Annotated in this window: 21 protein-coding genes and 1 tRNA gene; 12 read left to right on the forward strand and 10 right to left on the reverse strand. The window is 57.6% G+C overall.

The window, feature by feature from the left end:
• Window positions 1-36 precede the first annotated feature (36 nt).
• The gene (locus tag RGU70_RS00865; protein ID WP_322207547.1) at window positions 37-2,391 is read right to left on the reverse strand and encodes a Tex family protein; all 2,355 of its coding nucleotides are present in this window, start codon (window positions 2,389-2,391) and stop codon (window positions 37-39) included.
• A 682-nt stretch (window positions 2,392-3,073) separates the two neighbouring features.
• Here RGU70_RS00865 and pth point away from each other — a divergent pair.
• Complete coding sequence (pth, locus tag RGU70_RS00870; protein ID WP_322207548.1) at window positions 3,074-3,652, forward strand: aminoacyl-tRNA hydrolase; 579 nt, start codon at window positions 3,074-3,076, stop codon at window positions 3,650-3,652.
• An 87-nt stretch (window positions 3,653-3,739) separates the two neighbouring features.
• Here pth and RGU70_RS00875 read toward each other — a convergent pair whose 3' ends face one another.
• Window positions 3,740-4,456: a DsbC family protein gene (locus RGU70_RS00875; protein WP_322207549.1), complete on the reverse strand. Its 717-nt coding sequence runs from the start codon at window positions 4,454-4,456 to the stop codon at window positions 3,740-3,742.
• 29 nt (window positions 4,457-4,485) lie between these two features.
• A complete protein-coding gene (locus RGU70_RS00880; protein WP_322207550.1) occupies window positions 4,486-5,727 on the reverse strand; it encodes an FAD-dependent monooxygenase in 1,242 nt (413 codons plus the stop codon).
• A gap of 80 nt (window positions 5,728-5,807) precedes the next feature.
• Here RGU70_RS00880 and RGU70_RS00885 point away from each other — a divergent pair.
• Window positions 5,808-5,883, forward strand: a tRNA-Phe gene (locus RGU70_RS00885).
• A gap of 174 nt (window positions 5,884-6,057) precedes the next feature.
• On the opposite strand, the gene RGU70_RS00890 is transcribed toward RGU70_RS00885, so the two are convergent.
• Both RGU70_RS00890 and RGU70_RS00895 read right to left on the reverse strand, forming a co-directional pair.
• On the reverse strand, window positions 6,058-6,927 hold the full coding sequence (locus RGU70_RS00890) for an HNH endonuclease (RefSeq protein ID WP_322207551.1): 870 nt from the start codon (window positions 6,925-6,927) through the stop codon (window positions 6,058-6,060).
• Window positions 6,928-7,276: 349 nt separating this feature from the next.
• Window positions 7,277-7,600, reverse strand: coding sequence for a hypothetical protein (locus RGU70_RS00895; RefSeq protein WP_322207552.1), 324 nt, complete (start codon window positions 7,598-7,600; stop codon window positions 7,277-7,279).
• Between the two features lie 219 nt (window positions 7,601-7,819).
• Between RGU70_RS00895 and RGU70_RS00900 the strand changes: the two genes are divergently transcribed.
• Window positions 7,820-9,202, forward strand: coding sequence for a PLP-dependent aminotransferase family protein (locus tag RGU70_RS00900; RefSeq protein WP_322210656.1), 1,383 nt, complete (start codon window positions 7,820-7,822; stop codon window positions 9,200-9,202).
• 322 nt (window positions 9,203-9,524) lie between these two features.
• Here RGU70_RS00900 and RGU70_RS00905 read toward each other — a convergent pair whose 3' ends face one another.
• Together RGU70_RS00905 and adh are read right to left on the reverse strand one after the other, a co-directional pair.
• Complete coding sequence (locus tag RGU70_RS00905; protein ID WP_322207553.1) at window positions 9,525-9,902, reverse strand: DUF779 domain-containing protein; 378 nt, start codon at window positions 9,900-9,902, stop codon at window positions 9,525-9,527.
• 127 nt (window positions 9,903-10,029) lie between these two features.
• Window positions 10,030-11,550: an aldehyde dehydrogenase gene (gene adh, locus RGU70_RS00910; protein ID WP_322207554.1), complete on the reverse strand. Its 1,521-nt coding sequence runs from the start codon at window positions 11,548-11,550 to the stop codon at window positions 10,030-10,032.
• 409 nt (window positions 11,551-11,959) lie between these two features.
• Between adh and RGU70_RS00915 the strand changes: the two genes are divergently transcribed.
• Complete coding sequence (locus RGU70_RS00915; RefSeq protein WP_322207555.1) at window positions 11,960-13,861, forward strand: sigma-54-dependent Fis family transcriptional regulator; 1,902 nt, start codon at window positions 11,960-11,962, stop codon at window positions 13,859-13,861.
• Between the two features lie 97 nt (window positions 13,862-13,958).
• Here RGU70_RS00915 and RGU70_RS00920 read toward each other — a convergent pair whose 3' ends face one another.
• Window positions 13,959-14,342: a hypothetical protein gene (locus RGU70_RS00920; RefSeq protein WP_322207556.1), complete on the reverse strand. Its 384-nt coding sequence runs from the start codon at window positions 14,340-14,342 to the stop codon at window positions 13,959-13,961.
• A gap of 122 nt (window positions 14,343-14,464) precedes the next feature.
• On the opposite strand from RGU70_RS00920, the gene RGU70_RS00925 reads away from it, so the two are divergent.
• The 4 genes from RGU70_RS00925 to RGU70_RS00940 all read left to right on the forward strand — a co-directional run bounded on the left by RGU70_RS00925 (window position 14,465) and on the right by RGU70_RS00940 (window position 17,339).
• Window positions 14,465-14,707, forward strand: a complete 243-nt coding sequence (locus RGU70_RS00925; RefSeq protein WP_322207557.1) for a hypothetical protein — start codon at window positions 14,465-14,467, stop codon at window positions 14,705-14,707.
• Between the two features lie 10 nt (window positions 14,708-14,717).
• A complete protein-coding gene (locus RGU70_RS00930; RefSeq protein ID WP_322207558.1) occupies window positions 14,718-15,059 on the forward strand; it encodes a hypothetical protein in 342 nt (113 codons plus the stop codon).
• Window positions 15,060-15,309: 250 nt separating this feature from the next.
• Entirely contained in the window at window positions 15,310-16,248 is a 939-nt protein-coding gene (locus tag RGU70_RS00935) for a 5'-nucleotidase (protein ID WP_322207559.1), read from the forward strand.
• 44 nt (window positions 16,249-16,292) lie between these two features.
• Window positions 16,293-17,339 carry an adenosine deaminase gene (locus tag RGU70_RS00940; protein ID WP_322207560.1) on the forward strand — a complete coding sequence of 349 codons (1,047 nt, stop codon included), beginning with the start codon at window positions 16,293-16,295 and terminating at the stop codon, window positions 17,337-17,339.
• Between the two features lie 95 nt (window positions 17,340-17,434).
• Here the strand turns inward: RGU70_RS00940 and RGU70_RS00945 are convergent, their stop codons facing one another.
• A complete protein-coding gene (locus RGU70_RS00945) occupies window positions 17,435-18,685 on the reverse strand; it encodes an Hsp70 family protein (protein ID WP_322207561.1) in 1,251 nt (416 codons plus the stop codon).
• A gap of 73 nt (window positions 18,686-18,758) precedes the next feature.
• Here RGU70_RS00945 and RGU70_RS00950 point away from each other — a divergent pair, with 73 nt between their 5' ends.
• The gene (locus RGU70_RS00950; protein WP_322207562.1) at window positions 18,759-19,532 is read left to right on the forward strand and encodes a hypothetical protein; all 774 of its coding nucleotides are present in this window, start codon (window positions 18,759-18,761) and stop codon (window positions 19,530-19,532) included.
• A 257-nt stretch (window positions 19,533-19,789) separates the two neighbouring features.
• Here RGU70_RS00950 and RGU70_RS00955 read toward each other — a convergent pair whose 3' ends face one another.
• Window positions 19,790-20,992 (reverse strand): urate hydroxylase PuuD, encoded by a 1,203-nt coding sequence (locus RGU70_RS00955; RefSeq protein WP_322210657.1) that lies wholly within the window; start codon window positions 20,990-20,992, stop codon window positions 19,790-19,792.
• A 206-nt stretch (window positions 20,993-21,198) separates the two neighbouring features.
• Here RGU70_RS00955 and RGU70_RS00960 point away from each other — a divergent pair, with 206 nt between their 5' ends.
• The 3 genes from RGU70_RS00960 (at window position 21,199) to RGU70_RS00970 (ending at window position 24,168) form a co-directional block, all read left to right on the forward strand.
• Window positions 21,199-21,909, forward strand: a complete 711-nt coding sequence (locus tag RGU70_RS00960) for a GntR family transcriptional regulator (RefSeq protein WP_322207563.1) — start codon at window positions 21,199-21,201, stop codon at window positions 21,907-21,909.
• Window positions 21,906-22,892, forward strand: coding sequence for an allantoinase PuuE (gene puuE / locus RGU70_RS00965; RefSeq protein ID WP_322207564.1), 987 nt, complete (start codon window positions 21,906-21,908; stop codon window positions 22,890-22,892). The genes RGU70_RS00960 and puuE overlap by 4 nt, the downstream gene beginning before the upstream one ends.
• A 196-nt stretch (window positions 22,893-23,088) precedes the next feature.
• Window positions 23,089-24,168, forward strand: a complete 1,080-nt coding sequence (locus RGU70_RS00970; protein ID WP_322207565.1) for an isopenicillin N synthase family dioxygenase — start codon at window positions 23,089-23,091, stop codon at window positions 24,166-24,168.
• Window positions 24,169-24,752: the final 584 nt, after the last annotated feature.

Consider the following 24,752-nt stretch of genomic DNA (forward strand, 5'->3'; position numbering starts at 1 on the left):
GTAAGCCCCAGGCGGCAGCACAGCATCAGCACAAAGTCAGGACTTGAGCTTGGCGAACGCCGCCGCCATCGCACTATTGCCATCCGACTGCGACTGGCGCGGCTGCTGCTGTTGATGCTGCGCCATGCGGCGTGAATCGTTGCGATCAGCGCGCTGCTCGGGCTTGGCCCCCGGCACCGGCGCGGAGTCGCTCAGACGCATGGTCAGCGCAATGCGCTTGCGCTTCTCATCGATTTCCAGCACTTTCACTTTGACCACCTGTCCGGCCTTGACCACGGAATGCGGGTCTTTGACGAAGGTATTCGACAAGGCCGAGATATGCACCAGTCCATCCTGATGCACGCCGATGTCAACAAACGCGCCGAAAGCGGCGACGTTAGTCACCACCCCTTCCAGAATCATGTCGGGACGCAGATCACGGATTTCCTCGACGCCTTCCTTGAACGTGGCAGTGCTGAATTCAGGACGCGGATCGCGCCCCGGTTTTTCCAGTTCTTTCAGAATGTCGGTGATGGTCGGCACACCGAAACGCTCATCCGCATATTTCGCTGGATTCAGCGCCTTGAGCAAACCGGCGTCGCCGATCACGCTTTTCACATCCTTCTTGATATCATCGAGAATCTTTTGCACCAGCGGATACGATTCGGGATGCACGGCGGAAGCGTCGAGCGGATTGTCGCCATTCATCACGCGCAAAAATCCGGCGGCTTGCTCAAAGGTTTTATCGCCCAGACGCGGCACGGCGCGCAACGCGGCGCGTGAGGCAAACATTCCCTGCATGTCGCGATACGTCACGATGCTTTGCGCCACACCCGCGCTCAAACCAGAAACCCGCGCCAGCAAAGGCGCAGAAGCCGTATTCACATCAACGCCGACAGCATTAACGCAATCCTCCACCACAGCGTCGAGCGAACGCGCCAGTTGCGACTGACCGACATCATGCTGATACTGGCCGACGCCAATCGACTTAGGGTCGATCTTCACCAGCTCCGCCAGCGGGTCTTGCAAACGACGTGCAATCGACACCGCACCGCGAATCGACACGTCCATGTCCGGCAATTCACGCGAAGCGAATTCGGAAGCCGAATACACCGAAGCACCGGCTTCAGACACAACGATCTTAATCAGCTTCAACTCAGGACGCATCTTGATCAAATCCAGCGCCAGCTTGTCGGTTTCACGCGAAGCCGTGCCATTGCCAATCGAAATCAGCGAGACCGCATGTTTCTGCGCCAGTTGCGCCAAGGTATGCAGTGAGCCATCCCAATCGTTACGCGGCTGATGCGGATAGATAGTGGCGGTATCGACCACCTTGCCGGTGGCATCCACAATCGCCACCTTGACGCCGGTGCGCAGTCCGGGATCGAGCCCCATGGTCGCGCGCGGACCGGCTGGCGCAGCCAGCAGCAGCGCTTTCAGATTCAAGGCAAACACATTGATTGCCTCGGCTTCGGAACGTTCGCGCAACGCGGTGGTGAGTTCGGTTTCCAGATGCATGAAAATTTTCACGCGCCACGACCAGCGCACTGTGTCGCTCAGCCACTTGTCAGCCGGACGACCCTGATTGACCACCTTGAAGCGCGATGCAATGCGCGCTTCGCAAGGATTGTGCGGCGCATCCCACTTCGGCTTTTCTTCTTCGGTGTCCAGACGCAAGACCACATTCAGCATTTCTTCACGGCGACCGCGAAACAGCGCCAGCGCACGGTGCGAAGGGATGGTGCCTATGGTTTCGGAGTAATCGAAATAATCGGCGAATTTCTCACCCGCATCTTCCTTGCCCGCTACCACTTTAGATTCGACCACCGCATGTTCCGTCAGGTAAGTACGCAGACTTTGCAGCAGCGCGGCGTCTTCAGCGAAACGCTCCATCAGAATCTGGCGTGCGCCATCGAGTGCGGCCTTGGTATCGGCCACGCCGGGATTATCGCCGCTGTCGGTGGTGAACGCTGGCTTCAAGTACAGCGCAGCTTCTTCTTCGGGATTTTTTTGCGGATCGTTGAGCAGCGCATCGGCCAGCTCGGTCAGCCCGGCTTCGGCGGCGATCTGGGCTTTGGTACGGCGCTTGAGTTTGTACGGCAGATACAAATCTTCAAGCCGGGTTTTGTCTTCGGCATGCACGATGGCATCGAGCAATACGGGGGTCATCTTGCCCTGTTCTTCGATGGCGGCGATGATCGCGCCACGTCGGTCTTCCAGTTCGCGCAGGTAGCGCAAACGCTCTTCCAGCAGGCGCAGCTGAATATCATCGAGACCGCCGGTGGCCTCTTTACGGTAACGGGCAATAAAAGGAACCGTTGCGCCCTCATCCAGCAAGGCAATGGCAGCAGCCACTTGCGCCGGTTTGGCGACCAGTTCCAGGGCGAGGCGTTGTTCTATCGAAGGCAGCATGGGAGAGTCTCATCCATTCAAAATCAAGCGTTGGATGATACGCAATTCAGCGGCCTAGCGCCAATCTTGAGGCGCAGGAAACGAAAATACCTGTTAATCCTCACTAAAAATGACTATCAGACCGGCGTGCCGCCGGATCCTTCGATACGCCCTGCGGGCGACTCAGGACGAACGGTTGGAGATCATTTGCACAGAGGGCAATTTATTCCGACCTGAAAAAATGTGCGTACCTACGGCCCAATACAAGCGGCGCATACCTCACTTGACCAACGGTTGGAGATCATTTGCACAGAGGACAATTTATTCCAACCCGAGAAAATGTGCGTACCTACGACTCAATACAAGCGGCGCATACCTCACTTGACCAACGGTTGGAGATCATTTGCACAGAGGACAATTTATTCCAACCTGAGAAAATGTGCGTACCTACGGCCCAATACAAGCGGCGCATACCTCACTTGTTACAACCGGCGAATGCACATACGTCAATTTATTACGATCAGAGAAATTACCCCACCACACCACACACCGTTCGTCCTGAGTAGGGGTGCAGCCCCGTATCGAAGGATCCGGCGGCACGCCGGTCCGCACTCACAAACCACTCCCATCCACAGCCAATCCCCTGCCAGCGGCAATATCCACGATAATCTTGCTTCCTTCTTTTTTCCTTCATGGTGTCCTGATGTCCATCCGCTTAATCGTCGGCCTCGGCAATCCCGGCCCCGACTACGAACAAACCCGCCACAACGCGGGTTTCTGGCTGGTCGATCAATTAACGCGCCAGGCTCTGGCGCGCGAAACCCGTTTCAATGGACTGGCGGGCAAGGTGCGCATTGCGGGAGAGGAAGTGTGGCTGCTACAGCCGCAGACCTTCATGAATCGTTCCGGACAATCCGTCGGCGCGCTGGCGCGGTTTTACAAGATCGCACCGGAAGAAGTGCTGGTCGTGCATGACGAACTGGATCTGGCTCCCGGCGTGGCGCGCCTCAAGCAAGGCGGTTCTTCGGGGGGACATAATGGCTTGAAAGACATCACCGCCGCGCTAGGCACGCAGGATTACTGGCGCTTGCGGATAGGCATCGGTCATCCGCGTGTGCTGGGATTGCAGCAGGATGTGGCCGATTTTGTGCTACACCGGCCGCGCAAAGAAGAACAGATAGCGATCGATGAAGCCATCGCCTGCGGCGTAGAGATCGTGCCGATGTTGTGCGAAGGGAAATTTGACGCCGCCGTGATGCGCCTGCATACAGCGGCAAAATAAAACCTGCGCGATTCGGCAGGTTTTATTTCCACAACTTATTTCAACCGCTGATTCTGACAACTCATTTCAGAAACTTAGTTCAGCAACTTATTTCACTGTAGACAATTTTTGCTCTAATCCCTTGGCATCAATCGCGCCGGGAATGCGTGTGCCGTCGGCAAAGAAGATCGTCGGCGTGCCGGTGATTTTCAGCTTCTGACCCAGCGCCAGCACTTTTTCGTGAGGCGCAACGCAGCCTGCTGCGGCAGCCGGCGGTGCCTTGCCGTCCGACATCACTTCCGACCATGCCTTGGCAGGATTGGACGAACACCAGACATTGCGCGATTTCTCAATCGAATCCGGCGACAGAATGTTGTACTGGAAACTATAGATCGTGATGTTATCGACGTCCTCCAGCGACTTGTGGAAGCGCTTGCAATACATGCAATTCGGATCTTCAAAAACCGCAATCACGCGCTTGCCGTTGCCCTTGACGATCTTGATCGCCTGATCCAGCGGCAGGTCGGAGAACTTGACCTTGGTAATAGCTTCCACCCGCTCCTTGGTGAAATCGCGGTAGCTCTGTGCATCGACCACGCGGCCGATAAACAGGTAGCGGGCGTTGACGTCGGTATAAATCACGTCGCCATCAATCTGCACTTCATACAGCCCGGAATACGGCGTTTTCAACACGGATTGCACCTGAGCGCCTTTGCCCAGGCGCGGTTCGATCAGTTTCTTGATATTGGCTTCTGTCGTCTGTGCCGCCGCCAACGTCGTTGCAAAAAAGCAAGCCAACCCGAACAGGGTGGAAATAATTTTCATGGAAAGTCCCTCAAAAGAATGCCGCTATTTTACCTGCCCAGCGCATGCGCCATCAGGCGCTGCTTTAAACCGGGCAAACGGTCGACCAGATGCATGCCGGCGTTGCGCAATAAGCGCAGAGGTTCGATATCGTTCTCGAACAAACGCGCCAGACCGTCGGTGGTCAGCTGCATCAGCAGAATTTCTTCCTTGCGTGCGCGAGCGTAGCGGCGCAGCAAACGGGCATCACCGCAATCGCGTGCGCCTTCACGCGCACCAAGAATGGCGATCAACGCCGCCGCATCGCCAAACCCCAGGTTCATGCCGTGGCCTGCCATCGGATGCACCACATGCGCGGCATCGCCGATCAGCGCCACGCGCGGCGCGACGATGGCGTGCGGCTTGATCAGCGTCAGCGGAAACGCCCGCGCTGTTTCTGGCGGCAGCGGTGTCAGCCGACCCAGTCTTTCACCCGCGAACGGAGCCAGCTGCTCCGCCAGTTCTTGCACCGTACCGGCCATCAGCGTCTCTGCCAGTGCCAGCGGCGCAGACCAGACCAGCGACACGCGCCGACCCGCCAGCGGCAACAAGGCCACAATCCCTTGCTCTGCCGTAAACCATTGCTGCGCCACGCCCTGATGCGCGTGTTCGCAGTCGAAATTGCAGACCACCGCACGCTGTCCGTACGAACGGTAATCGAGTCCGATATCGCACTGCCCGCGCACCCAGGACTGCCCGCCATCGGCACCGACGACCAGTTCCGCGGACAGCGTCACGCCACTATCGAGCTGCAATTGCGCGCCCGCATCGGTGACCGTCAGTTGCACGGCATTGCCGGCGATACGTTCTATATTAGGTGCGAACTGCAAGGCGGCATCGAGTGCGCGGTGCAGATTAGCATCCTCGACAATCCAGGCCAGCGCGCCGACCCGTGCCGTGTAGGCATCGAAAGACAGACGCGCGGCGGCAGGAGTGGTATCACCCTTGACCACCATTTCTTCGACGGCTGCCACGCGGCTGGCATCGAGCGCATCCCACACCTTGATGGAAGACAGCAAATCGCGCGCACCCTGATTGAGCGCATAGACCCGCGCATCCCACTCTTCAAGCTGCGCGGCGGGGCGATTGCGCTTGGGCGTGAGTAGTACCACCGGCACGCCAGCCTGCGCCAGCCCCAGCGCAGCCGTCTTACCGATCACACCGTCGCCGACGATCACGACTTGCTTGCGTTGTTGAGAAAGCGCCGATGCGGCGGAAAGAGACGAGGGGGAGGTAGAAATGGGCTGATTCATGGACTCATTATAGCGATTCATGAAAACAAATTAACGGAAGGCTTTGCCTATTGAAAATGTTTTGCTATAATTCGGCGCTTGGCCTGGTAGCTCAGTCGGTAGAGCAGAGGATTGAAAATCCTTGTGTCGGTGGTTCGATTCCGCCCCGGGCCACCAAGAATGCATGTAAGTTAAAAAAACGCCAGCCTCTTCAGGTTGGCGTTTTTTATTTTGTCAGTGCCTGTCAGTGCCAAATGAGCGCTATCAGACCACTACCAAGGGCACATCTGACTAGCTCTCAAAACGCGATCCTGGGGCTGCTTCCTGTGAGTTACATGGTCTTTCAGTTTTTTACAGCATCGCTTCTAATTTAAGAACGTGCTTTTGAAGCACTAAATTTTTAGCAGCACCATCCATCCCATAATGAATTTCCCGATGACATGCTGGACAAATAGCGCCTACATAGCGCGGGTGATCCGGTCCGCCATCCGAAATCCGGGTTGTGTGATGCGGTTCCAAATAAGGAGTCCCATTTGAACGTATGAATGGGGCCGGCTTCATACATGCTTCACAAATTCCTGCGGCTCGCATCAGTACATAATCTTTTACCGCTTTGCTTCGCTTGTAAAGCGTACGTAACGCTGATTGCGGCGTTGCTCCTTCTGACGCTGATGCCGCGTCAATCGCTAGATTTCTTGCTTCAGTGAGGTCCTTCGGAATTGGCGATTCAGCGACGCCATCTATAGATTCAGCTATTTCAATAAGTGCTGCATTTTCTACTGGAATTAGTTGAAATATTATTAACTGACGCTGCGCTCCGCTTTTATCATGGCCTTGCTCAAAGCGATGGCTGGCGTACACGAATTCACCCGCATATTTTTGCCCCTTACTTTTCCCCATTGATCGGAAAAGATGTAGCGCTCGCCCGCGCTGACTATGCTCAAGAATCGCGCGATTGCCCCGAGTAAAAACCATGTCACCGTCTTGCCCCTCTCCAGTATAAGAAAAGACGTTTCCTAAATACTCATCAAATTCATCGCCATCGTTATAGCCATATTTTTCACCGCTATCCCCGGAAAATAAAAAAATGGCATCAACTACATTAGACGGTGCTATCCCACTTTGTGAACTTCCGCCAAACTGATGATGGATATCTTTTTTTCGATCGTATCGCTTTCCAATTTGGAAACGCGCAATAACTTTTTCATTTGAAATTTGCACTGGGCCATTTTTTATTTGAGTATTATTCTGACCATGACTTTAATCATGATTTATTTTTTTATTGATAACTACAGATCAATTTATAACACGCGACCCACCCACTTTATCGCACTTTGACAAAACGTCTCTAATAACGGCAATGTATTGTCAGGAGCCGTTTGGACTTTGAGGCGAACGCCTATTCCCAGTACGTAGCGGTTATCTCAATTTGACGGCATATTAAACGGCAAGCGAGTGTCTAGCAGATTCGTGGCGAGTCACTCTGACCCGCCTGCCAACGCTGCCCAATAGCCGCATCGGTGAATTACTGCCGCATCACTGGATATCGGCCGACTTTTCTTTGCCATCATCAGTAGCTCAATTCCAAACCGAGCTTCTTGGCAAGGAGGAAGGTGACGAACAACAGGCCCAGGAGCAATAGCACGAAGACCGCGACCGCCTTGCCGCCCGCGAGTAGCAACGCACGCGGCCGCAGCTTCGCCCCCGTCTCCATCTTCTCTTTATCGTAATGCCACTTGATGGCAAAGAACATGCCCGTGCCGAACACGATAAGCTTGAACATAAGTAAAACTATAGGGATCCAATCGATCATTTTGCGTATTTCCAGGTTATTACTTTTGACACTATCTATCGTGAGGATCACGACCTCAAAACGCTGCTTCACCAGCTTCATTTTTTGTTAACACCATCCCCTCAGGCATCCTGCTTGAATCTTTCATTGCATCTGCCTATGAAATAACAATAGCATCCAGCGGGGTAATTTGCCGAATGCAGATGAGCGAGGAGCAAACGTCAGCGACTGCCATGCAAGGATGTTGTTGCTGCACGCCCTAAGGCATACTACTTAAAAGCAATTCCCATACATTAGGACAAAATGTCCCAGCCGAAAACCATGCAAGATGAAAATTTGCCAATCTGGTTGCCGCGATTGGCCGCGCACGGCGAGCCACGTTTTTTGCAGATTGCGGATGCATTGCAGAAGGCGGTCGTAGAAGGATCGCTGAAACCGGGTGACCGTCTACCACCGCAGCGCCAGTTGGCAGCACAGCTGGACGTCGACCTGACGACGATCACGCGCGCCTACGACGAAGCCAGACGCCGCAATTTGCTGGAGGGCCGTGGCGCTCGAGGCACTTATGTCGCGGCGCCGAAAGTCGAATTGACCTCGATCCTCGACCTGAGCATGAATACCCCGCCACCGCCGGATGGCGTGGACTTCGACGACATGTTGCAACAAGGTTTATCTCAAGTACTGATGAGGGCAGACAATGAATTGCTGATGACTTACCACTTGGCCGGGGGAAGCGACTCCGACCGCAAGGCTGGCGCCAAATGGCTAGAACCGATGTTTGGGTATGTGGATTTTCGCCAGCTTGTTGTCTGTCCCGGTGCGCAAGCGGCGATCGCCGCATTGATCCTTGCGCTGACGGAGCCTGGCGATGTCATTCTGGCAGAACCGATGAGTTATCCCGGCTTGCGTACCGCAGCGACCCAATTCGGCCGGCACATCATTGCGGTAGAAGCAGACGAGCACGGAATGGTGCCTGAGTTGCTTGAAGAAGCGTGCCGCCAGCACAAGCCTGTGCTGGTCTACCTCAATCCGACATTACAGAACCCGACCGCCATCACCATTCCAGAACACCGACGCAAGAAGCTCGCCAGCATCGCGAAGCGCTGCAATGTACGCATCGTCGAGGACGATCCCTACTGGCTCCTTGCCGATGCCCCGCCACCACCTATTGCCGCGTCTGCTCCAGAACAGGTGTACTACATCTCAACCCTGTCGAAATGCCTGACCCCCGGCCTGCGTATCGCCTTCGTGCTCATACGCGACCCGCGCGAACGCGAACGCTTCCTGGTCGCGCTAAGATCATTTGCGCTGATGGTCGCCCCTCTGACGGCCGCACTGGCCACTCAATGGATCCTCGATGGTTCAGCTGACAGATTGATGAAAGGCGTACGCAAGGAGGCGCGCCTGCGTCACTGGATGGCCAGGGATATTCTGGCAGGCCGCTACAGCGGCAGCGGAGACGGCCTGCATGTGTGGCTCGAGTTGCCGGCGTATTGGAACTCCGCACAGCTTGCGCGTGCAGCCGACAGCGAGGGCATCGCAGTCACGCCGGCGGCGGCATTCGCCACTGGCAGCGGATCAGTGAATGCAATTCGGATCTCTTTGGGTAGCATCAAGGACCGTGGACGCTTACATGCGGGTCTTCAACGGCTGTCTGATCTGCTTGCGCAGCGGCCCGAGTCGTTCAGCGCGGCTGTAGTTTAACCGTCAAGGAAACACGGTGCCTCATCCGGGCGTTATCTCAATGCGGTCGCACATTGGTTTGCTGCCTCGGTGTTGATTCTCAGTGTTTGTTTATCATGAGATCGCGTGCGAAAGTGAACCGACTGAAAGAAAGCTACCTTAGCGTCCACCCTTCGGACAGCAATGGCAGCGACACGCGAATTAAAGAAGCGACAATGCGCGAACTGCCGCTTCGTTAACAATCATCCTGCAGCACTTGAAAAATCCATTGTCGGATTGAGCCTTATGGGTTCTGACCACAGCTTGGTCGTCAGCCATGATGGCATTGCGAAAATCGAGATCGTTAGCTCCGAACCGCTTCCCCCTCCCGCAAAACCTCCACCATCTCCGCCTCCGTAAACACCCGCGAACGCGTATGGAAGGCCTTGCCTTCCGGCCCTTCCAGCGAGAAAGTACCACCGCTTCCTTCAATCACGTCGATGATCAGTTGCGTGTGCTTCCAGTATTCATACTGAGCGCGGCCGATGTAGAACGGGCAGCCGCCGATGTCGCCCAGATAGACGTCACCGGCGCCCATCGTGATCTCACCGGGCAAATAACAATTGGCGGCGCTGTTGTCGCAGCATCCGCCCGATTGATGGAACATCATGTCGCCGTGTTTTTGTTTCAGGAAGGCCACCAGTTCCAGCGCGGCCGGCGTGGCAATGACTTTATCGACCATGTTCATCTCCCTGTAATTATTAGGTCATTCTGCAAGCAGGCATTCAAGCAAGAAAGGGGACGGTTGCCCGTCCCCTCCCGGAGTTTGCTGCTACTTATTCTGCACTTGTTTCATAAAAACTGTCGACTTAGAAAAAGCCCAGTTTTTTCTCGCTGTAGCTGACCAGCAGATTTTTAGTTTGCTGATAATGATCGAGCATGACCTTGTGCGTTTCGCGGCCGATGCCGGATTCCTTGTAGCCGCCGAACGCTGCATGCGCCGGATAGGCGTGGTAGCAGTTAGTCCACACGCGCCCTGCCTTGATGGCGCGACCCATGCGATAAGCGACATTGCCGTTGCGGCTCCAGACGCCTGCGCCCAGTCCGTACAGCGTGTCGTTGGCGATGGCCAGCGCTTCTGCTTCATCCTTGAAGGTGGTGACGGCCAGCACGGGTCCAAAAATCTCTTCCTGGAAAATGCGCATCTTGTTGTGGCCCTTGAACAGGGTCGGTTGAACGTAATAGCCGCCTGCCAGCTCGCCTTCCAGATGCGCTTGTGCGCCGCCGATCAGCAGTTCTGCGCCTTCCTGCTTGCCCAGATCGAGGTAAGACAGAATCTTGGTCAGCTGTTCTTTGGAGGCCTGCGCGCCCATCATGGTGTCGGTATCCAGCGGGTTGCCTTGCTTGATGGCGGCAACGCGCTTGAGCACACGCTCCATGAACTTGTCGTAGATCGACTCCTGGATCAGCGCACGCGTCGGGCTGGTGCACACTTCGCCCTGATTGAAAGCAAACAACACCAGTCCTTCGATGGCTTTGTCGAGGAAGCTGTCGTCCTTGTCCATGATGTCGGCGAAGAACACGTTCGGCGATTTACCACCCAGTTCCAGCGTGGCCGGAATCAGGTTGTTGGCGGCAGCTTGTGCGATTACGCGGCCAGTGGTGGTCGATCCGGTGAAAGCAATCTTGGCGATACGCTTGCTGGTCGCCAGCGGCAAACCGGCTTCGCGACCGTAACCGTTGACGATGTTGATCAAGCCCGGCGGCAGCAGATCGGCAATCAGTTCCATCATGATCAGAATGCTGATCGGTGTCGATTCCGCTGGTTTGAGCACCACGCAATTACCCGCACCGATTGCGGGTGCCAGTTTCCAGGTCGCCATCAGGATAGGGAAATTCCAGGGAATGATCTGTCCGACCACGCCCAGCGGTTCATGAAAATGATAGGCCACGGTATCGCCGTCGATATCGCTGAGCGCACCTTCTTGCGCGCGCACGCAGCCGGCAAAGTAACGGAAGTGATCGATGGCCAGCGGGATATCGGCATTCAGTGTTTCGCGGATAGGCTTGCCGTTGTCCACGGTTTCGACATAAGCCAGTAATTCCAGATTGGCTTCGAGGCGATCTGCGATCTTGAGCAGCACGTTGGCGCGGTCGGCAGGAGAGGTGCGGCCCCATGCATCGGCAGCGGCATGAGCAGCGTCCAGCGCCAGCTCTACATCTTCCGCAGTCGAACGTGCGGCCTTGGTGAACACTTTGCCGCTGGTGGGCGTGATGACATCAAAGTATTGTCCCTTCACCGGAGCAACCCATGCGCCGCCGATGAAATTATTGTATTGCGCTTTAAAAACGATTTTGGCGCCAGCGGTGCCGGGGGATGCGTAGAGCATGTGTGTCTCCTTGGGTGCGGATTATTGGAATAGTTAGCTTGCGGACATAACTGCTATCAAATCTCATGCCAAACAGAGTGATTGTCGTCATGTCGTTGATTCCATGCATTATTTCCCGACACCAAGGCGTTGATGCGCGTCCATGCGGGAATGGTGGAACGATCCGGATTGCAACAACTGTCCCAAAAAGTGACAGTTGAACCGGTCTCGATGGCAAAGGCATTGCGCTGGCGCGCTAAGTCTTTCTATACTGGCCAGACACATGCAGGAAGCGCTGAGCCAAGGTCACGCACCGCCACCCTCAGGATTAAAGCAGAACAAAGCCCGCCCTGAAATTGCACCGCATCATCCCCTTGTCAGCGGCTCCTGTATAACAAATGGTAAAACCATGACCCGCCGAGGAGACACCGTGCGACATTCCAATTCTGCGCTGAGCTTACGCCATGCGCGGCAACATCTGATCGATCATGGCAACACACCCGCAGGAGCGATCAGCGACCGTCTGGCCCGTTCCTGGGAGCGCAGCGTAGCAGCAGGCGTGTTGCCGGTCGGACGCTTGCCTGCGGCCGAACATTCCAGCGACGGCGAACTGCGGCAGGTGCTGGCGCGTAATCACGAATTGCTAGCCCACTCACGGCCGGTAATGGAATATCTGTTCGAGCAAGTCCGGCATAGCGTGGTCGTACTGGCCGACAACCGCGGCACCCTCATGCATACGATGGGGGATGCTCACTTCCTGAATAAATCGGAACGCATCGCATTGACGACCGGCGCATCGTGGCACGAAGAGCGACGCGGCACCAATGCCATCGGCACCGCACTGGCCGAAGAATCTGCCATTGAAATCCACGGTTCCGAACACTTCCTGGAACGCAACGGCTTCCTGACCTGCGCCGCCGCACCCATCATGTCCTCCTGCGGCAAGCTGATCGGCATTCTGGATATTTCGGGCGAGCAGCACAGCGGGCATCCGCACACGCTGGGACTGGTCAATACCGCCGCGCGCATGATCGAAAACCGCTTGCTGATCGCCACTTGCCGCCGCCACATACGATTGCATTTGCACGCACACGCTGAAGGCATAGGCACCGTGGCCGAAGGCATCGTGGCGCTGTCGGACGATGGCTGGATCATCGGCGCTAACCGCATTGGCCTGTCGCTACTGCACCTGACTACACCGCAAATCGGCGCCGCGCAATTGACCAACATCATGGACCTGCGTCTGGACGACCTGCTGGCGCGACACCAACGCAGACCGAATCAGCCCATGCCGGTTCATCTGCATGACGGCACGCTGCTGTTCATCCAGGTTCAAACCGACAACACGGTGTCGGCACTGGCGGGTGCCAGATCAACACTGACCGAACCCTCGACCGATGCGCTGGCCGCGCTCGACAGCGGCGACCTGCGCTGGCGCGGTGCCACCGACAAAGCGCGGCGCATTCTGGATAAGGCTATCCCGTTGCTGATTCAGGGCGAATCCGGCGTTGGCAAAGAGTATTTTGCGCGCGCTTCACACGACAGCAGCCAACGACGCAATGGCCCGTTCGTGGCGATCAATTGCGCCGCCATTCCTGAAAATCTGATTGAAGCTGAACTGTTCGGCTATGCACCGGGTGCTTTCACCGGTGCAAAAAAAGAAGGCAGTCCCGGCCGCTTGCGGGAAGCGCATGGCGGCACGCTGTTTCTCGATGAAATCGGCGACATGCCGCTGCACATGCAAACGCGGCTATTGCGCGTATTACAGGAACGCAGCGTGACGCCGCTGGGCGGCAGTGGCAGTGTGCCGGTGGATTTTGCGCTGGTCTGCGCGACCCACTGCAAACTCAGGGAAGAAGCCGACAAAGGCACTTTCCGCAGCGATTTGTATTACCGCATCAATGGTCTGACGGTACACCTTCCAGCCTTGCGCGAGCGCAGCGATTTCCGTGAACTGACAGCAAAACTGCTCGCCAGCCTGCACCCTGATCGTGAGTTGCAACTTGCTCCTGCAGTTTTGGAAAAAATGCGCGCACATCCCTGGCCGGGCAACCTGCGCCAGTTATCCAGCGTGTTGCGCACCGCCTGCGCCATGCTCGACCCCGACGAAGATTGTATCGATTGGCGACATCTGCCGGATGACATTGCGGAAGAATTGACGGCCGTGCCAAGAGCCGCATCGGCAGCTACGCAAGATGCTCCGCAAAATCTGAAGGAGCTCTCGTACATCGCCATCCAGCAAGTATTGGAGAGCAGCCGTGGCAACATCTCACTGGCGGCGCGCACGCTGGGCATCAGCCGGCAAACGCTGTACCGAAAAATGCAGGCTTAAACAAAGGCGCTACTGATGTGCTACTGATGCACTACTGATGCACTACTGATGCACTACTGATGCGCGTCGCACAGACTGCCAGCGACGCGCATCAGCATCAGACTTGGCGCTCGACGTAAATCCCTTTTCGCTTTTGCAGCGCAATCAGCTCATGGACATTGAACTTCGGCGGACTCGATACGTGTCGTTCATAGATTGGCGGTATGGATTTTTTTACTGCTGCATAGATGCCACCGGACTGGTCGGAAAAACGCAATACGCGCGGCTCCGGCTCGACAAAAACTCCTCTCGATTTTTGCGCCGATTTCAATTCATCCAACAACGGCAGAGAAATGCTGCTGCCCTGCGCCGGATGCGCAACTTCCCACGCGCGCACCGCGACGACGGCCACAGTCAGCGGCAGGCACTTGGACGCACTGAAATCGACAGGCAACTCCAATGCGCTTTCTTGCGACTCTGCACGCTCACTCCGTTTTTTCAACACGGCCTCAAGCTCGGTCAGGTGATCGGACGCCAGCTTGCGTTCGGCTAATTTGGGACGGAGTCGCGTAGCCGTATCTGCGTGACATGCCGCCAGCGAAGGCTGACGTGACGCAGTCAGAGATGAAACAGGAATGGCAACAAAAGCCAGAACGGGGACTGGCAGAACAACCAGCGCAGGAAGCGGGCGCAAGGGAAGAAACCGGCGAGGCGGGGATGTTTTTTGTGCTGCCGGCGGAGGAGGAGGTGGTGGTGGCGGAGGTAATGGCGGTGAAGGTCGCCGTGGCTCCATCGATTTTGGTCGCAAGGGCGTTCGACTTTTCCCTGGCTGAACTGACGCACGCACGCCCGTCGCGCCGAGATTGACAGTGACACGATGGGCCGCAAGCGATCGCCTTGGCGCAATCCGCGCATCGTTGGCCACAGCGGTGAGAAGATCCAATGTCGTGCGCGAAGCGTGCGACGACGGCGAAGCGACATCACCATTGCGCGCTTCGTGGAATCGGGCGCGAAAACAACTGCCAGGCAAAACGCATTTCAATGTGCGTTGAATAAAATTTTTAAACGTAACGGAAGAACTTCCCGGATTACTGGTCGGGTGAAGTGGATTCATGATTTTGTCTCCTATTGCATGGGAATTGTGCTGATTGCTATTGAGTTATCACGCGTGTATCGATGCACCATTGATGGGTTCCGGCTGGTTGGGACGGATGACTGAGGCCAACAAATGACGCCAACGGATGAAGCCGGTAAATGATACCCGCTGACCACAACAAAGCAATCAGCATGTGACGCATTCGTCTATCATGCAGAACGGGCATGTGGCTCTTCACAACAGGACTTACGCAAAAAGCCGCTGGCTAGGCCGTGTTGCCGCAGGCAGTGCAATTAGCACGATCAGGCAATGCAACAACGCCAGCGGCCTTTTGCGTAAGTCCCATATAAAATTCTTAATGGAAGGACATGGCATGGCTTACGATTTGTCCGGCATGCTGGTGATCGGCATTTCCTCGCGCGCATTGTTCGATCTGGAACATGAGAATGCCATCTTCGACAACGAAGGCGTGGCGGCCTATGCGGCCTACCAGCGTGAACATGAAAACGTCGCCCTGAAACCGGGCACGGCCTTTCCGCTGGTCAAGGCGCTGCTCAAACTGAACACGCTGATCCCCGGCAGGCAACTAGTGGAAGTCGTGATTATTTCGCGCAATTCGCCCGACACCGGCTTGCGCGCCTTCAATTCCATCGAATCGTACAAGCTTGGCATCAGCCGCGCCGCGTTTACCGGCGGCGAAGCAATCGCCCGCTATTTGCAGGCGTTTAAAGTAGATCTGTTTCTGTCGCGTGATGAAAGCGACGTGCAGGACGCGGTCAATGGCGGCGTTGCTGCTGCACGACTTTACACCGCACCCACCAATTACATTGCGCCGGAAGACCAGATCCGCATTGCCTTCGATGGCGACGCGGTGCTGTTCTCAAAAGAGTCGGAAAATATCTACGTAGAAAAAGGACTGGATGCTTTTGAACGCCACGAAAATCGCCACCGCAACAAGGCAATGAAACAAGGTCCCTTTGCCAAACTGCTGCTGTCGTTATCAGCCATCCAAAAACAATTCACGCCGGAAAACTGCCCGGTGCGCATCGCCATCGTCACCGCCCGCAATAGCCCCTCCCATGCCCGCGTGATCAAAACCTTACGTACCTGGAACGTCACCGTCGATGAAGCATTTTTCCTCGGCGGCCTGACCAAATCGGATGTGCTGCATGCTTTCGGCGCGCACATGTTTTTCGACGATCAGGACGGCCATGTGCAACTGGCCTCGGCCTTAGTCCCCTCCGGTCGGGTACCGTACGAAGGCGGCGATCTGGCCGCTAAACCGGCACGCCGTAACGCGACCACAAAATAAAATTTATTCCCACTTCTATTACCTCAACGCCCGCAAGGAAACGCATGTCCACCACGCTCTCCCCCTCCCTGCAACGCTTCATCGAAGGCATGCCGAAAATCGAATTGCATCTGCATATCGAAGGCACGCTGGAGCCGGAATTGATGTTCGCGCTGGCTCAACGCAATCAAGTCGCCCTGCCTTACGCTTCGGTAGAAGCACTGCGCGCCGCCTACGCTTTCGACAGCCTGCAATCCTTCCTCGACCTGTATTACGCGGGTGCGGCCGTGCTGCTGACCGAACAGGATTTTTACGATATGACCGCTGCCTACATCGCCCGCGCCCGCGCCGACAAGGTGTGCCGCAGCGAAATTTTTTTCGATCCGCAAACCCATACCGAGCGCGGCGTTCCGATAGCAACGGTGTTTGCCGGCATCGCCCGCGCGCTGCGCGAAGCGCGTGAGCAACATGGTTTCGGCAGCGCGATGATCATGTCTTTCCTGCGCCATCTGCCCGAGGAAGACGCCTTCGCCACGCTGGAAGCGGCCTTGCCGCTGCGCGAGCAATACCGCGATCTGTGGACAGGCATAGGACTGGACTCGGCCGAACGCGGCAATCCCCCTGAGAAATTCGCCCGCGTGTTTGCGCGCTGCAAGGAGCTCGATTTCCGGCTGGTGGCGCACGCGGGTGAAGAGGGTCCGGCGCAATACGTCCGTGATGCGCTTGATCTGTTGCAGGTGGAACGTATCGACCACGGCGTGCGCAGCGAAGAAGATCCGGCACTGATGGCACGGCTGGCGCAGCATGCCATTCCGCTGACGGTCTGTCCTTTATCGAATCTGAAATTGTGCGTGGTGGCCGATATGCGCCAGCACAATCTGGCGCGCTTACTGGAAGCGGGTCTGGCAGTGACGGTCAACTCCGACGACCCGGCGTATTTTGGCGGCTACATGAATGCCAATTTTCTGGCAGTGGCCGAGGCACTGACGCTCAAGCGCGAACAGATCGTGACGCTGGCGCGCAATGCCATTGCGGCCAGTTTTGTTGATGCAGAAGAACGAGGGAAATTGTCGGCAGAACTGGATGCCTACTGCCTTGCGCAGACGGCGTAATTCATTTGCTTAAGTAGGAGGCGCAGTAGGAGGAGCGGTAGGTGGTGCGGCTGGGAGAGACCAGCACCACCATACTGCCCTTTATAACGGCAGCATCAGCTAAAACGCCGCACCGCATCCAGCGCCAGTCCGGCGCCGATGCTGCCAAACAGATCGCCTTCCACCTGCCGCGCCTGCGGCACCACGGCGGCAATGCGCTGCCGCAGCAAAGACACACCACTGGAACCACCAGTAAAAAACACAGAATCAATCTGATCGGCTGCTACACCGGCGTCGCTCAGCAAGCGCACGACGGTGTTTTCCACATTCGAAATCAGTGGCGCGATGCTGGTGTGAAACTGCTCTCGGCTCAGATGAATCATTTCCGGCGGCGTCAGGCGATCCAGCGATAGCTGAGCGGTCGGGGAATCGGAAAGCACAATCTTCCCGGCCTCCACCTGCAAGGCCAGCCAGTGACCGGCACGTTGTTCGACCAGATCAATCAGACGCGCAAACTTGTCGCGCTCGCGCACTTCGCGGTAGACGTCTTTTAACTGCTCCGCCGCTTTGCGGGTGTAGGCCAGATTGATCGTGTGCCAGGTGGCGAGATTAAAGTACGGCGCGGACGGTACTTCCGTGCCGTTGAGCAGCAAGCCGCCCAGTCCCAGTCCCGGCATGACAGCGGCCAGACTCAGGTATTTATCGAAATCAGTACCGCCGATATGCACCCCGCCGGTAGCCAGAATATCGCTGCGCCGATCGGCCTTGCGCGCGCGCGCGGGCGACAAACGCACCAGCGAAAAGTCGGAGGTGCCACCGCCGATATCGACGATCAGCGCCAGTTCTTCACGGTCAATGGTGGATTCGTAATCGAAGGCGGCGGCAATCGGTTCGTATTGGAAAGCAATGTCGGTGAAACCGGCCGACAGCGCGATTTCGGCCAGCGTGTCCTGCGCCTGTTTATCGGCAGCGGCGTTATCGTCGATAAAAAATACCGGGCGTCCGAACACGGCTTGCGTGAATTCGCGACCAGCAGCCTGTTCGGCACGGCGCTTGAGTTCGCCGATGAATTTTCCTAGCAAGTCGCGGAACGGCAGGGCTTGTCCGCCGACTTCGGTCTGGCCGTCGATGAGCCCCGAACCGAGCAGACTTTTCAGAGACCGCATGAGACGGCCTTCGTAGCCGGCGAGGTATTCGGTCAGCGCGGCGCGGCCGTAACTGAACTGCTCTTCGTCGGCGTTGTAAAACACCACGGAGGGAATCGTGGATTTGCCGTCTTCCAGCGGCAGCAGGGCGTGTTGCCCCGGCCGTTGCCAGCCGACGGTGGAATTGGAAGTGCCAAAATCGACGCCGCAAGCATGAGCCATTGCTATCTTTCAGACTGGACAACGCGCAATGATAACGGAACATCGTAGCGCACGGGTTTTCACCTGAAAACCGGTGTTGCAGCTTATACAAGTACCTTGCTGTGCCATCCTGAACACCACAGCGATTGTCGCGTGTCGCGGCAATAGTGTGTTTGCGCCAGACCGGCTTACAGCCGGATCCTTCGATACGGAGCGATGCTCCTACTCAGGACGAACGGTAGAAAATATGGTCGGGTGGCGGGTGGCGGGTGGCGGATGTCGGGTGTCGGGTGTCGGGTGGCGGGTGGCGGGTGGCGGGTGGCGGGTGGCGGGTGACGGGTGTCAGGTGTCAGGTGTCGGGTGGCGGGTGGCGGGTGGCGGGTATCGGGTATCGGGTATCGGGTATCGGGTATCGGGTATCGGGTATCGGGTATCGGGTATCGGGTATCGGGTATCGGGCATCGGGCATCGGGCATCGGGCATCGGGCATCGGGCATCGGGCATCGGGCATCGGGCATCGGGCATCGGGCATCGGGCATCGGGCATCGGGCATCGGGCATCGGGCATCGGGCATCGGGCATCGGGCATCGGGCATCGGGCATCGGGCATCGGGCATCGGGCATCGGGCATCGGGCATCGGGCATCGGGCATCGGGCATCGGGCATCGGGCATCGGGCATCGGGCATCGGGCATCGGGTGGCGGGTGGCGGGTGGCGGGTGTCGGGTGTCGGGTGTCGGGTGTCGGGTGTCGGGTGTCGGGTGTCGGGTGGCGGGTGGCGGGTGGCGGGTGGCGGGTGGCGGGTGGCGGGTGGCGGGTGGCGGGTGGCGGGTGGCGGGTGGCGGGTGGCGGGTGGCGGGTGTCGGGTGACGGGTGACGGGTGACGGGTGACGGGTGACGGGTGACGGGTGACGGGTGACGGGTGGCGGGTGGCGGGTGGCGGGTGGCGGGTGACGGGTGGTAGGTTGAGGCGGTAGATGGCAGCACTCATTTCCCGTTCGTCCTGAGTAGGGACGTAGTCCCGTATCGAAGGATCCGGCTGCAAGCCGGTCGGACAACACCCCCACCTGCCGGCCCGGGTTTAAAGCGACGCCCACAAGTATCACCTCCCCCGAAAAAAGCGCCCCTTACTCTCCTTTTGCCCCTGCCTCATACCACTCGCCCAGCACGCGTCGGTCTTCATCGCTAAGATGGGTCAGGTTGCCCAGCGGCATGCTTTTTTGCACCACCACCTGCTGATAAATCATTTGCGCATGCTGCAATATCGCCGCCTTGTCTTCCAGCACCACACCCTTGCCCGGCACCGGCATCATGCTCGGTTTGGCGGCATGGCATTGCAGGCAGTGACCGGCAATGATGGCTTGCACCGTGGCGAAGCTGACTTCCCCCTGCGCCGGAGCCGCCGTCGCAGCAGGTGGTTGCGGGGCAATCCAGACCGCTACCGCGACCAGCACCACCACGGCCGCAATCGGATACCCCGGTTTGAAGATGCCCTTATGGCGCAACACAAAAAACTGCCGCACCAGCACACCCGCCAGCATGATCGCCAGCAGCACCACCCAGTTATGCGGCGCGGCGTAAGTCATGCTGTAGTGGTTCGACAGCATCGCAAACAGCACCGGCAGGGTGAAATACGTGTTGTGCACACTGCGCTGCTTGCCGCGCTTGCCGTGGATAGGGTCGGGCGCATTGCCGGCACGCATGGAAGCCACCATTTTGCGTTGCCCGGGAATGATCCAGAAAAACACATTGCCGCTCATGATGGTGGCCAGCGTCGCGCCCATCAACAGGAATGCAGCGCGACCGGCGAACAGATGGCATGCCAGCCAGGCACCGGCCGCCACCAGCACTACCAGCAACACGCCGACGATCCTATCGCCGTGCCTGCGGTCGCCGAACACGCGGCATACGGCGTCATACAGCAGCCATCCGGCCGCCAGAAACCCCAGCGCAGCAGCAACTGCGGTCGAGGCCGCCATCGGCATGACGCCGGGATCGACCAGAAAGGTCTTGGCATTGAACAAATACAGCACGGAAAACAAGGCAAAGCCCGATAACCAGGTGCTATAGGCTTCCCAGAAAAACCAGTGCAGATGCGCCGGCAGCTTCTTCGGTGCCAGCAGATATTTCTGCGGATTGTAAAAACCGCCGCCATGCACCGCCCACAATTCACCGCCCACGCCCTTGGCTTTCAAGGCAGGGTCTTCCGGCGGCAGCAAACTATTGTCGAGCCAGACGAAGTAAAACGATGAGCCGATCCAGGCGATTGCCGTGATCACATGCAACCAGCGCAACAGCAAATTCAACCAATCGAAAATATAGGCTTCCAGCATTTCTTTCTCTCCCCAGCGTGGCGGCGCGTGCCGCTCAACAATTTTTGGTCAAAACCACAACAATAGTTAAGAACCTCTGACTAAATTACTGCGCAATGCAATCCCAGACATCCTTTAATAACAAATTTCCAGCATTATTGTCGACAATATTTTATTTTTAATTCACAATTTGCCATCCAATTCTTCTCACTCCTCTTATCTCTATGTCCCGCATCCCTGTCCCCGAAGAAAAATCACCTAAGTCCAGCGTCACGGAAGAGCACATGTATCAGGACGTCTACGACGCCATCATGGAACACCGTTTGCCGCCCGGGACCAAACTGACAGAGCAGGTCTTGTGCCAGATCTACAGTACCGCGCGCCACACGGTGCGCAAAGTGCTCACGCGCCTTTCCACCGAAGGTCTGGTCGACCTGGAAGCCAATCGCGGCGCGTTCATTGCCAGCCCTTCCAGCCAGGAAGCGAAAGACATGTTTGAGATGCGCAACATTCTGGAACATGCGGCGCTGGCCAAAGTCGCCAGCCATGCCGGCACCCGACAACTGGCGGCGCTGCGCAAGCTGGTCAACGAAGAACGCGCAGCGCATCAGCGCGGCGACCGCCCGACGTGGATACGACTGTCGGCGCGCTTCCATCTGGAACTGGCGATGCTGACCGACAACGCGCTGCTGGTCGACGCCCTGCATCGGCTGGTATCGCGCACCACCCTGCTGATCGCCAACATCGACGCGCCCGGACAAAACGCCTGCTCCTTCGACGAACACGACGACGTTCTCAGCGCGCTGGAAAAAGGCGACCTCGCACAAGCCCAGCATCACATGGCACACCATTTGCAGCATTGTGAAGAACGCGTACAGCCGGAAGCCAGCGAAGGCTTCGACCTGCGCAATGTCCTGGGGAAATCCATATCGTGAATGCCAAACTGCCTGAGCCTTATCCGCGTGAGCCTTATCCGCGTGACCCTTATCCGCGTGACCTGATCGGCTACGGTCGCCGTCCACCGCATGCGCGCTGGCCGCGCAGCGCCCGCATCGCGGTGCAGTTCGTCCTCAATTACGAAGAAGGCGGCGAAAGCAATGTGCTGCACGGCGACGCCGGTTCCGAACAGTTTTTGTCGGACATCATCGGCGCGGCCTCCTACCCGGCGCGGCACATGTCGCTGGAATCGCTGTACGAATACGGATCGCGGGCGGGCGTCTGGCGCATCCTGCGCGAATTTGAAAAACGCAACCTGCCGCTAACCGTCTTCGGCGTTGCCATGGCCTTGCAGCGTCATCCCGATTTAGCGCAAGCCTGCGGCGAACTCGGCCATGAAATCGCCTGCCACGGCTGGCGTTGGCTGCATTATCAGGAAGTCGATATCGACACCGAGCGCGAACACATGCGCATCGGCGTGGAAACTCTGCGCCAACTGACCGGCACCGCGCCGCTCGGCTGGTACACCGGACGCGATTCGCCGCACACCCGGCAGCTACTGGTCGAACACGGCGGCTTCATTTACGACTCCGATTATTACGGCGACGACCTGCCGCTCTGGACCGAAGTGCAGCTCAGTGATGGTAGCCGCCATCCGCATCTGATCGTGCCCTATGCGCTCGACAGCAACGACATGCGCTTCGCTTCACCGCAGGGCTTCAATACCGCCGACCATTTTTATGCGTATCTGAAAGACAGCTTTGATGTGCTGTACGAGGAAGGCGATCCGCAAGGTCTGAACGCGCCGAAGATGTTGTCGGTCGGCATGCATTGCCGCTTGCTGGGCCGGCCGGGACGCTTCCGTGCCTTGCAGCGCTTTCTGGATTATCTGGAAACCAAGGAGCATGTCTGGATTTGCCGCCGCATCGATATCGCCCGCCACTGGCATGCCTACCATCCCTATCGGCCGGACGGCATTTAGCGAGTTCTGATTCCATTACCGCTCGCCGCAAAACGGTGCAACTGCCCGATTGCGGTGAAGGCGCTCACCAACTTGTTGCGCATTGGCTGCCGCATTGTTGACGATCTGAGTATTTCTTCGCGCACAACGTAAGGCATGCCAAGTGGCATAGTGCTTGCGTCTATCCGACTTTCCCTCTCCGCCAAAAGGCAAGCAGATGAACGCCCCTATTGCTGACCAGCAAACGCCCGCCTTTACCGTTCCCCTGATCGATATCACCCCGTTCCAGCATGGCGACGCGGCACAAAAGCAAGCCGTCGCCGCGCAGATCGACTGCGCCGCACGCGAAGTCGGCTTCATGCAGATTACCGGCCACGGCATTCCAGATAGCGCAATCGTCGGCTTGCAGAGCGCCATTGATGGATTTTTCAGTTTGCCGGCGCAGCAAAAACTGGCCTGGCAACCGCCCTCGGTGGATATTAATCGCGGCTACAACGGCCCGCTCAGCGAACGTCTCAGCTACAGTCTGGGCGTCACCTCGCCGGCCGATCTGTTTGAAGCCTTCAACGTCGGCACTCAGGCATCCGCCTTTCCCGCATTGAAGCTGTCGGCGCGTGACTATCCCGCCAATATCTGGCCTGATCAGCCCCCCGCCTTCCAACAACAGGTACAGAACTGGTTCGACCATGCCGGCGCACTGGCGCACCGGCTCACACGGATTTTCGCGGTCGCGCTGGATTTGCCCGAAACCTACTTCATCGACTACACCGACCATTCCGTCGACATGCTGCGCATCAATCATTACCAGATGCCGGCGGCCGATCAGCGGCTGGAAGCGGGACAAATGGGCATGGGTGCGCATACCGATTACGGCATCGTGACCATCCTGTGGGCCGACAGGGTCACGCCCGGATTGCAGATTCTCGATAGCGGCGGCACATGGCACGACGTCACCCCCGCGCCCGGTGCATTGCTGATTAATCTGGGAGACATGCTGGCGCGCTGGACCAACGACCGCTGGCGCTCGACCATGCACCGCGTGCTGGCGCCGGTGGATGCCGCAGGCCGCATGGTGCGCCGCCGTTCAGCCGCCTACTTCCATGACGGCAACGCCGATGCGCTGATCTCCTGCCTGCCCGGTTGTACCGACGACACGCATCCGCCGCTGTATGCGCCGGTGACGGTGGCCGAACATCTGACGGCCAAGCTGGAAGGTTCGCGCGGACTGGCGCTTAACCCCGATGCGGTGCGTGAAGCCGCGCGGCTGAAGACTAGTCAGTCCGAACCTGAAGACTGAAAACCGCACCCTCGATTCGCCCATTTTCCGACCGGCTTGCAGCCGGATCCTTCGATACGCCCTGCGGGCTACTCAGGACGAACGGGAGGAGAGTCATAGCGAGCAGGAAAAGAATCATGGGCAGGTATTAATATCCCGCAAACAAGATTCCAACCTGCGTAGAAATACACAGACCCCTCGCCTTCTACTCGCGCACGGCACCACAACCCGCTCATCCTCTACTAGCGCACTACTACCCCACCCCAGACCGTTCATCCTCTACTAGCGCACTTACTACCCCACCCCAGACCGTTCGTCCCCTACTAGCGCACTACTACCCCGCCCCAAACCGTTCGTCCTCTACTAGCGCACTACTACCCCGCCCCAGACCGTTCATCCTCTACTTGCGCACTTCCTACGCCACCCCAGACCGTTCGTCCTCTACTAGCGCACTACTACCCCGCCCCAAACCGTTCATCCTCTACTAGCGCACTACTACCCCGCCCCAGACCGTTCGTCCCCTACTAGCGCACTACTACCCCGCCCCAGACCGTTCGTCCTGAGTAGCCCGCAGGGCGTATCGAAGGATCCGGCGATAGCCGGTC

It is taken from the genome of Herbaspirillum sp. RTI4, from assembly GCF_034313965.1.
GTDB lineage: Bacteria > Pseudomonadota > Gammaproteobacteria > Burkholderiales > Burkholderiaceae_D > Herbaspirillum.

Coding starts and splice junctions, on each gene's coding strand:
- RGU70_RS00940 (WP_322207560.1), top strand. CDS start 16,293: ATGTCCACCACGCTCTCCCCCTCCCTGCAACGCTTCATCGAAGGCATG.
- RGU70_RS00960 (WP_322207563.1), top strand. CDS start 21,199: ATGTCCCGCATCCCTGTCCCCGAAGAAAAATCACCTAAGTCCAGCGTC.
- RGU70_RS00865 (WP_322207547.1), bottom strand. CDS start 2,391: ATGCTGCCTTCGATAGAACAACGCCTCGCCCTGGAACTGGTCGCCAAA.
- RGU70_RS00875 (WP_322207549.1), bottom strand. CDS start 4,456: ATGAAAATTATTTCCACCCTGTTCGGGTTGGCTTGCTTTTTTGCAACG.
- RGU70_RS00970 (WP_322207565.1), top strand. CDS start 23,089: ATGAACGCCCCTATTGCTGACCAGCAAACGCCCGCCTTTACCGTTCCC.
- RGU70_RS00925 (WP_322207557.1), top strand. CDS start 14,465: ATGAAACAGGAATGGCAACAAAAGCCAGAACGGGGACTGGCAGAACAA.
- RGU70_RS00880 (WP_322207550.1), bottom strand. CDS start 5,727: ATGAATCAGCCCATTTCTACCTCCCCCTCGTCTCTTTCCGCCGCATCG.
- RGU70_RS00905 (WP_322207553.1), bottom strand. CDS start 9,902: ATGGTCGATAAAGTCATTGCCACGCCGGCCGCGCTGGAACTGGTGGCC.
- RGU70_RS00895 (WP_322207552.1), bottom strand. CDS start 7,600: ATGAAGCTGGTGAAGCAGCGTTTTGAGGTCGTGATCCTCACGATAGAT.
- RGU70_RS00945 (WP_322207561.1), bottom strand. CDS start 18,685: ATGGCTCATGCTTGCGGCGTCGATTTTGGCACTTCCAATTCCACCGTC.
- pth (WP_322207548.1), top strand. CDS start 3,074: ATGTCCATCCGCTTAATCGTCGGCCTCGGCAATCCCGGCCCCGACTAC.
- RGU70_RS00900 (WP_322210656.1), top strand. CDS start 7,820: ATGCAAGATGAAAATTTGCCAATCTGGTTGCCGCGATTGGCCGCGCAC.
- RGU70_RS00930 (WP_322207558.1), top strand. CDS start 14,718: ATGGGCCGCAAGCGATCGCCTTGGCGCAATCCGCGCATCGTTGGCCAC.
- adh (WP_322207554.1), bottom strand. CDS start 11,550: ATGCTCTACGCATCCCCCGGCACCGCTGGCGCCAAAATCGTTTTTAAA.
- RGU70_RS00935 (WP_322207559.1), top strand. CDS start 15,310: ATGGCTTACGATTTGTCCGGCATGCTGGTGATCGGCATTTCCTCGCGC.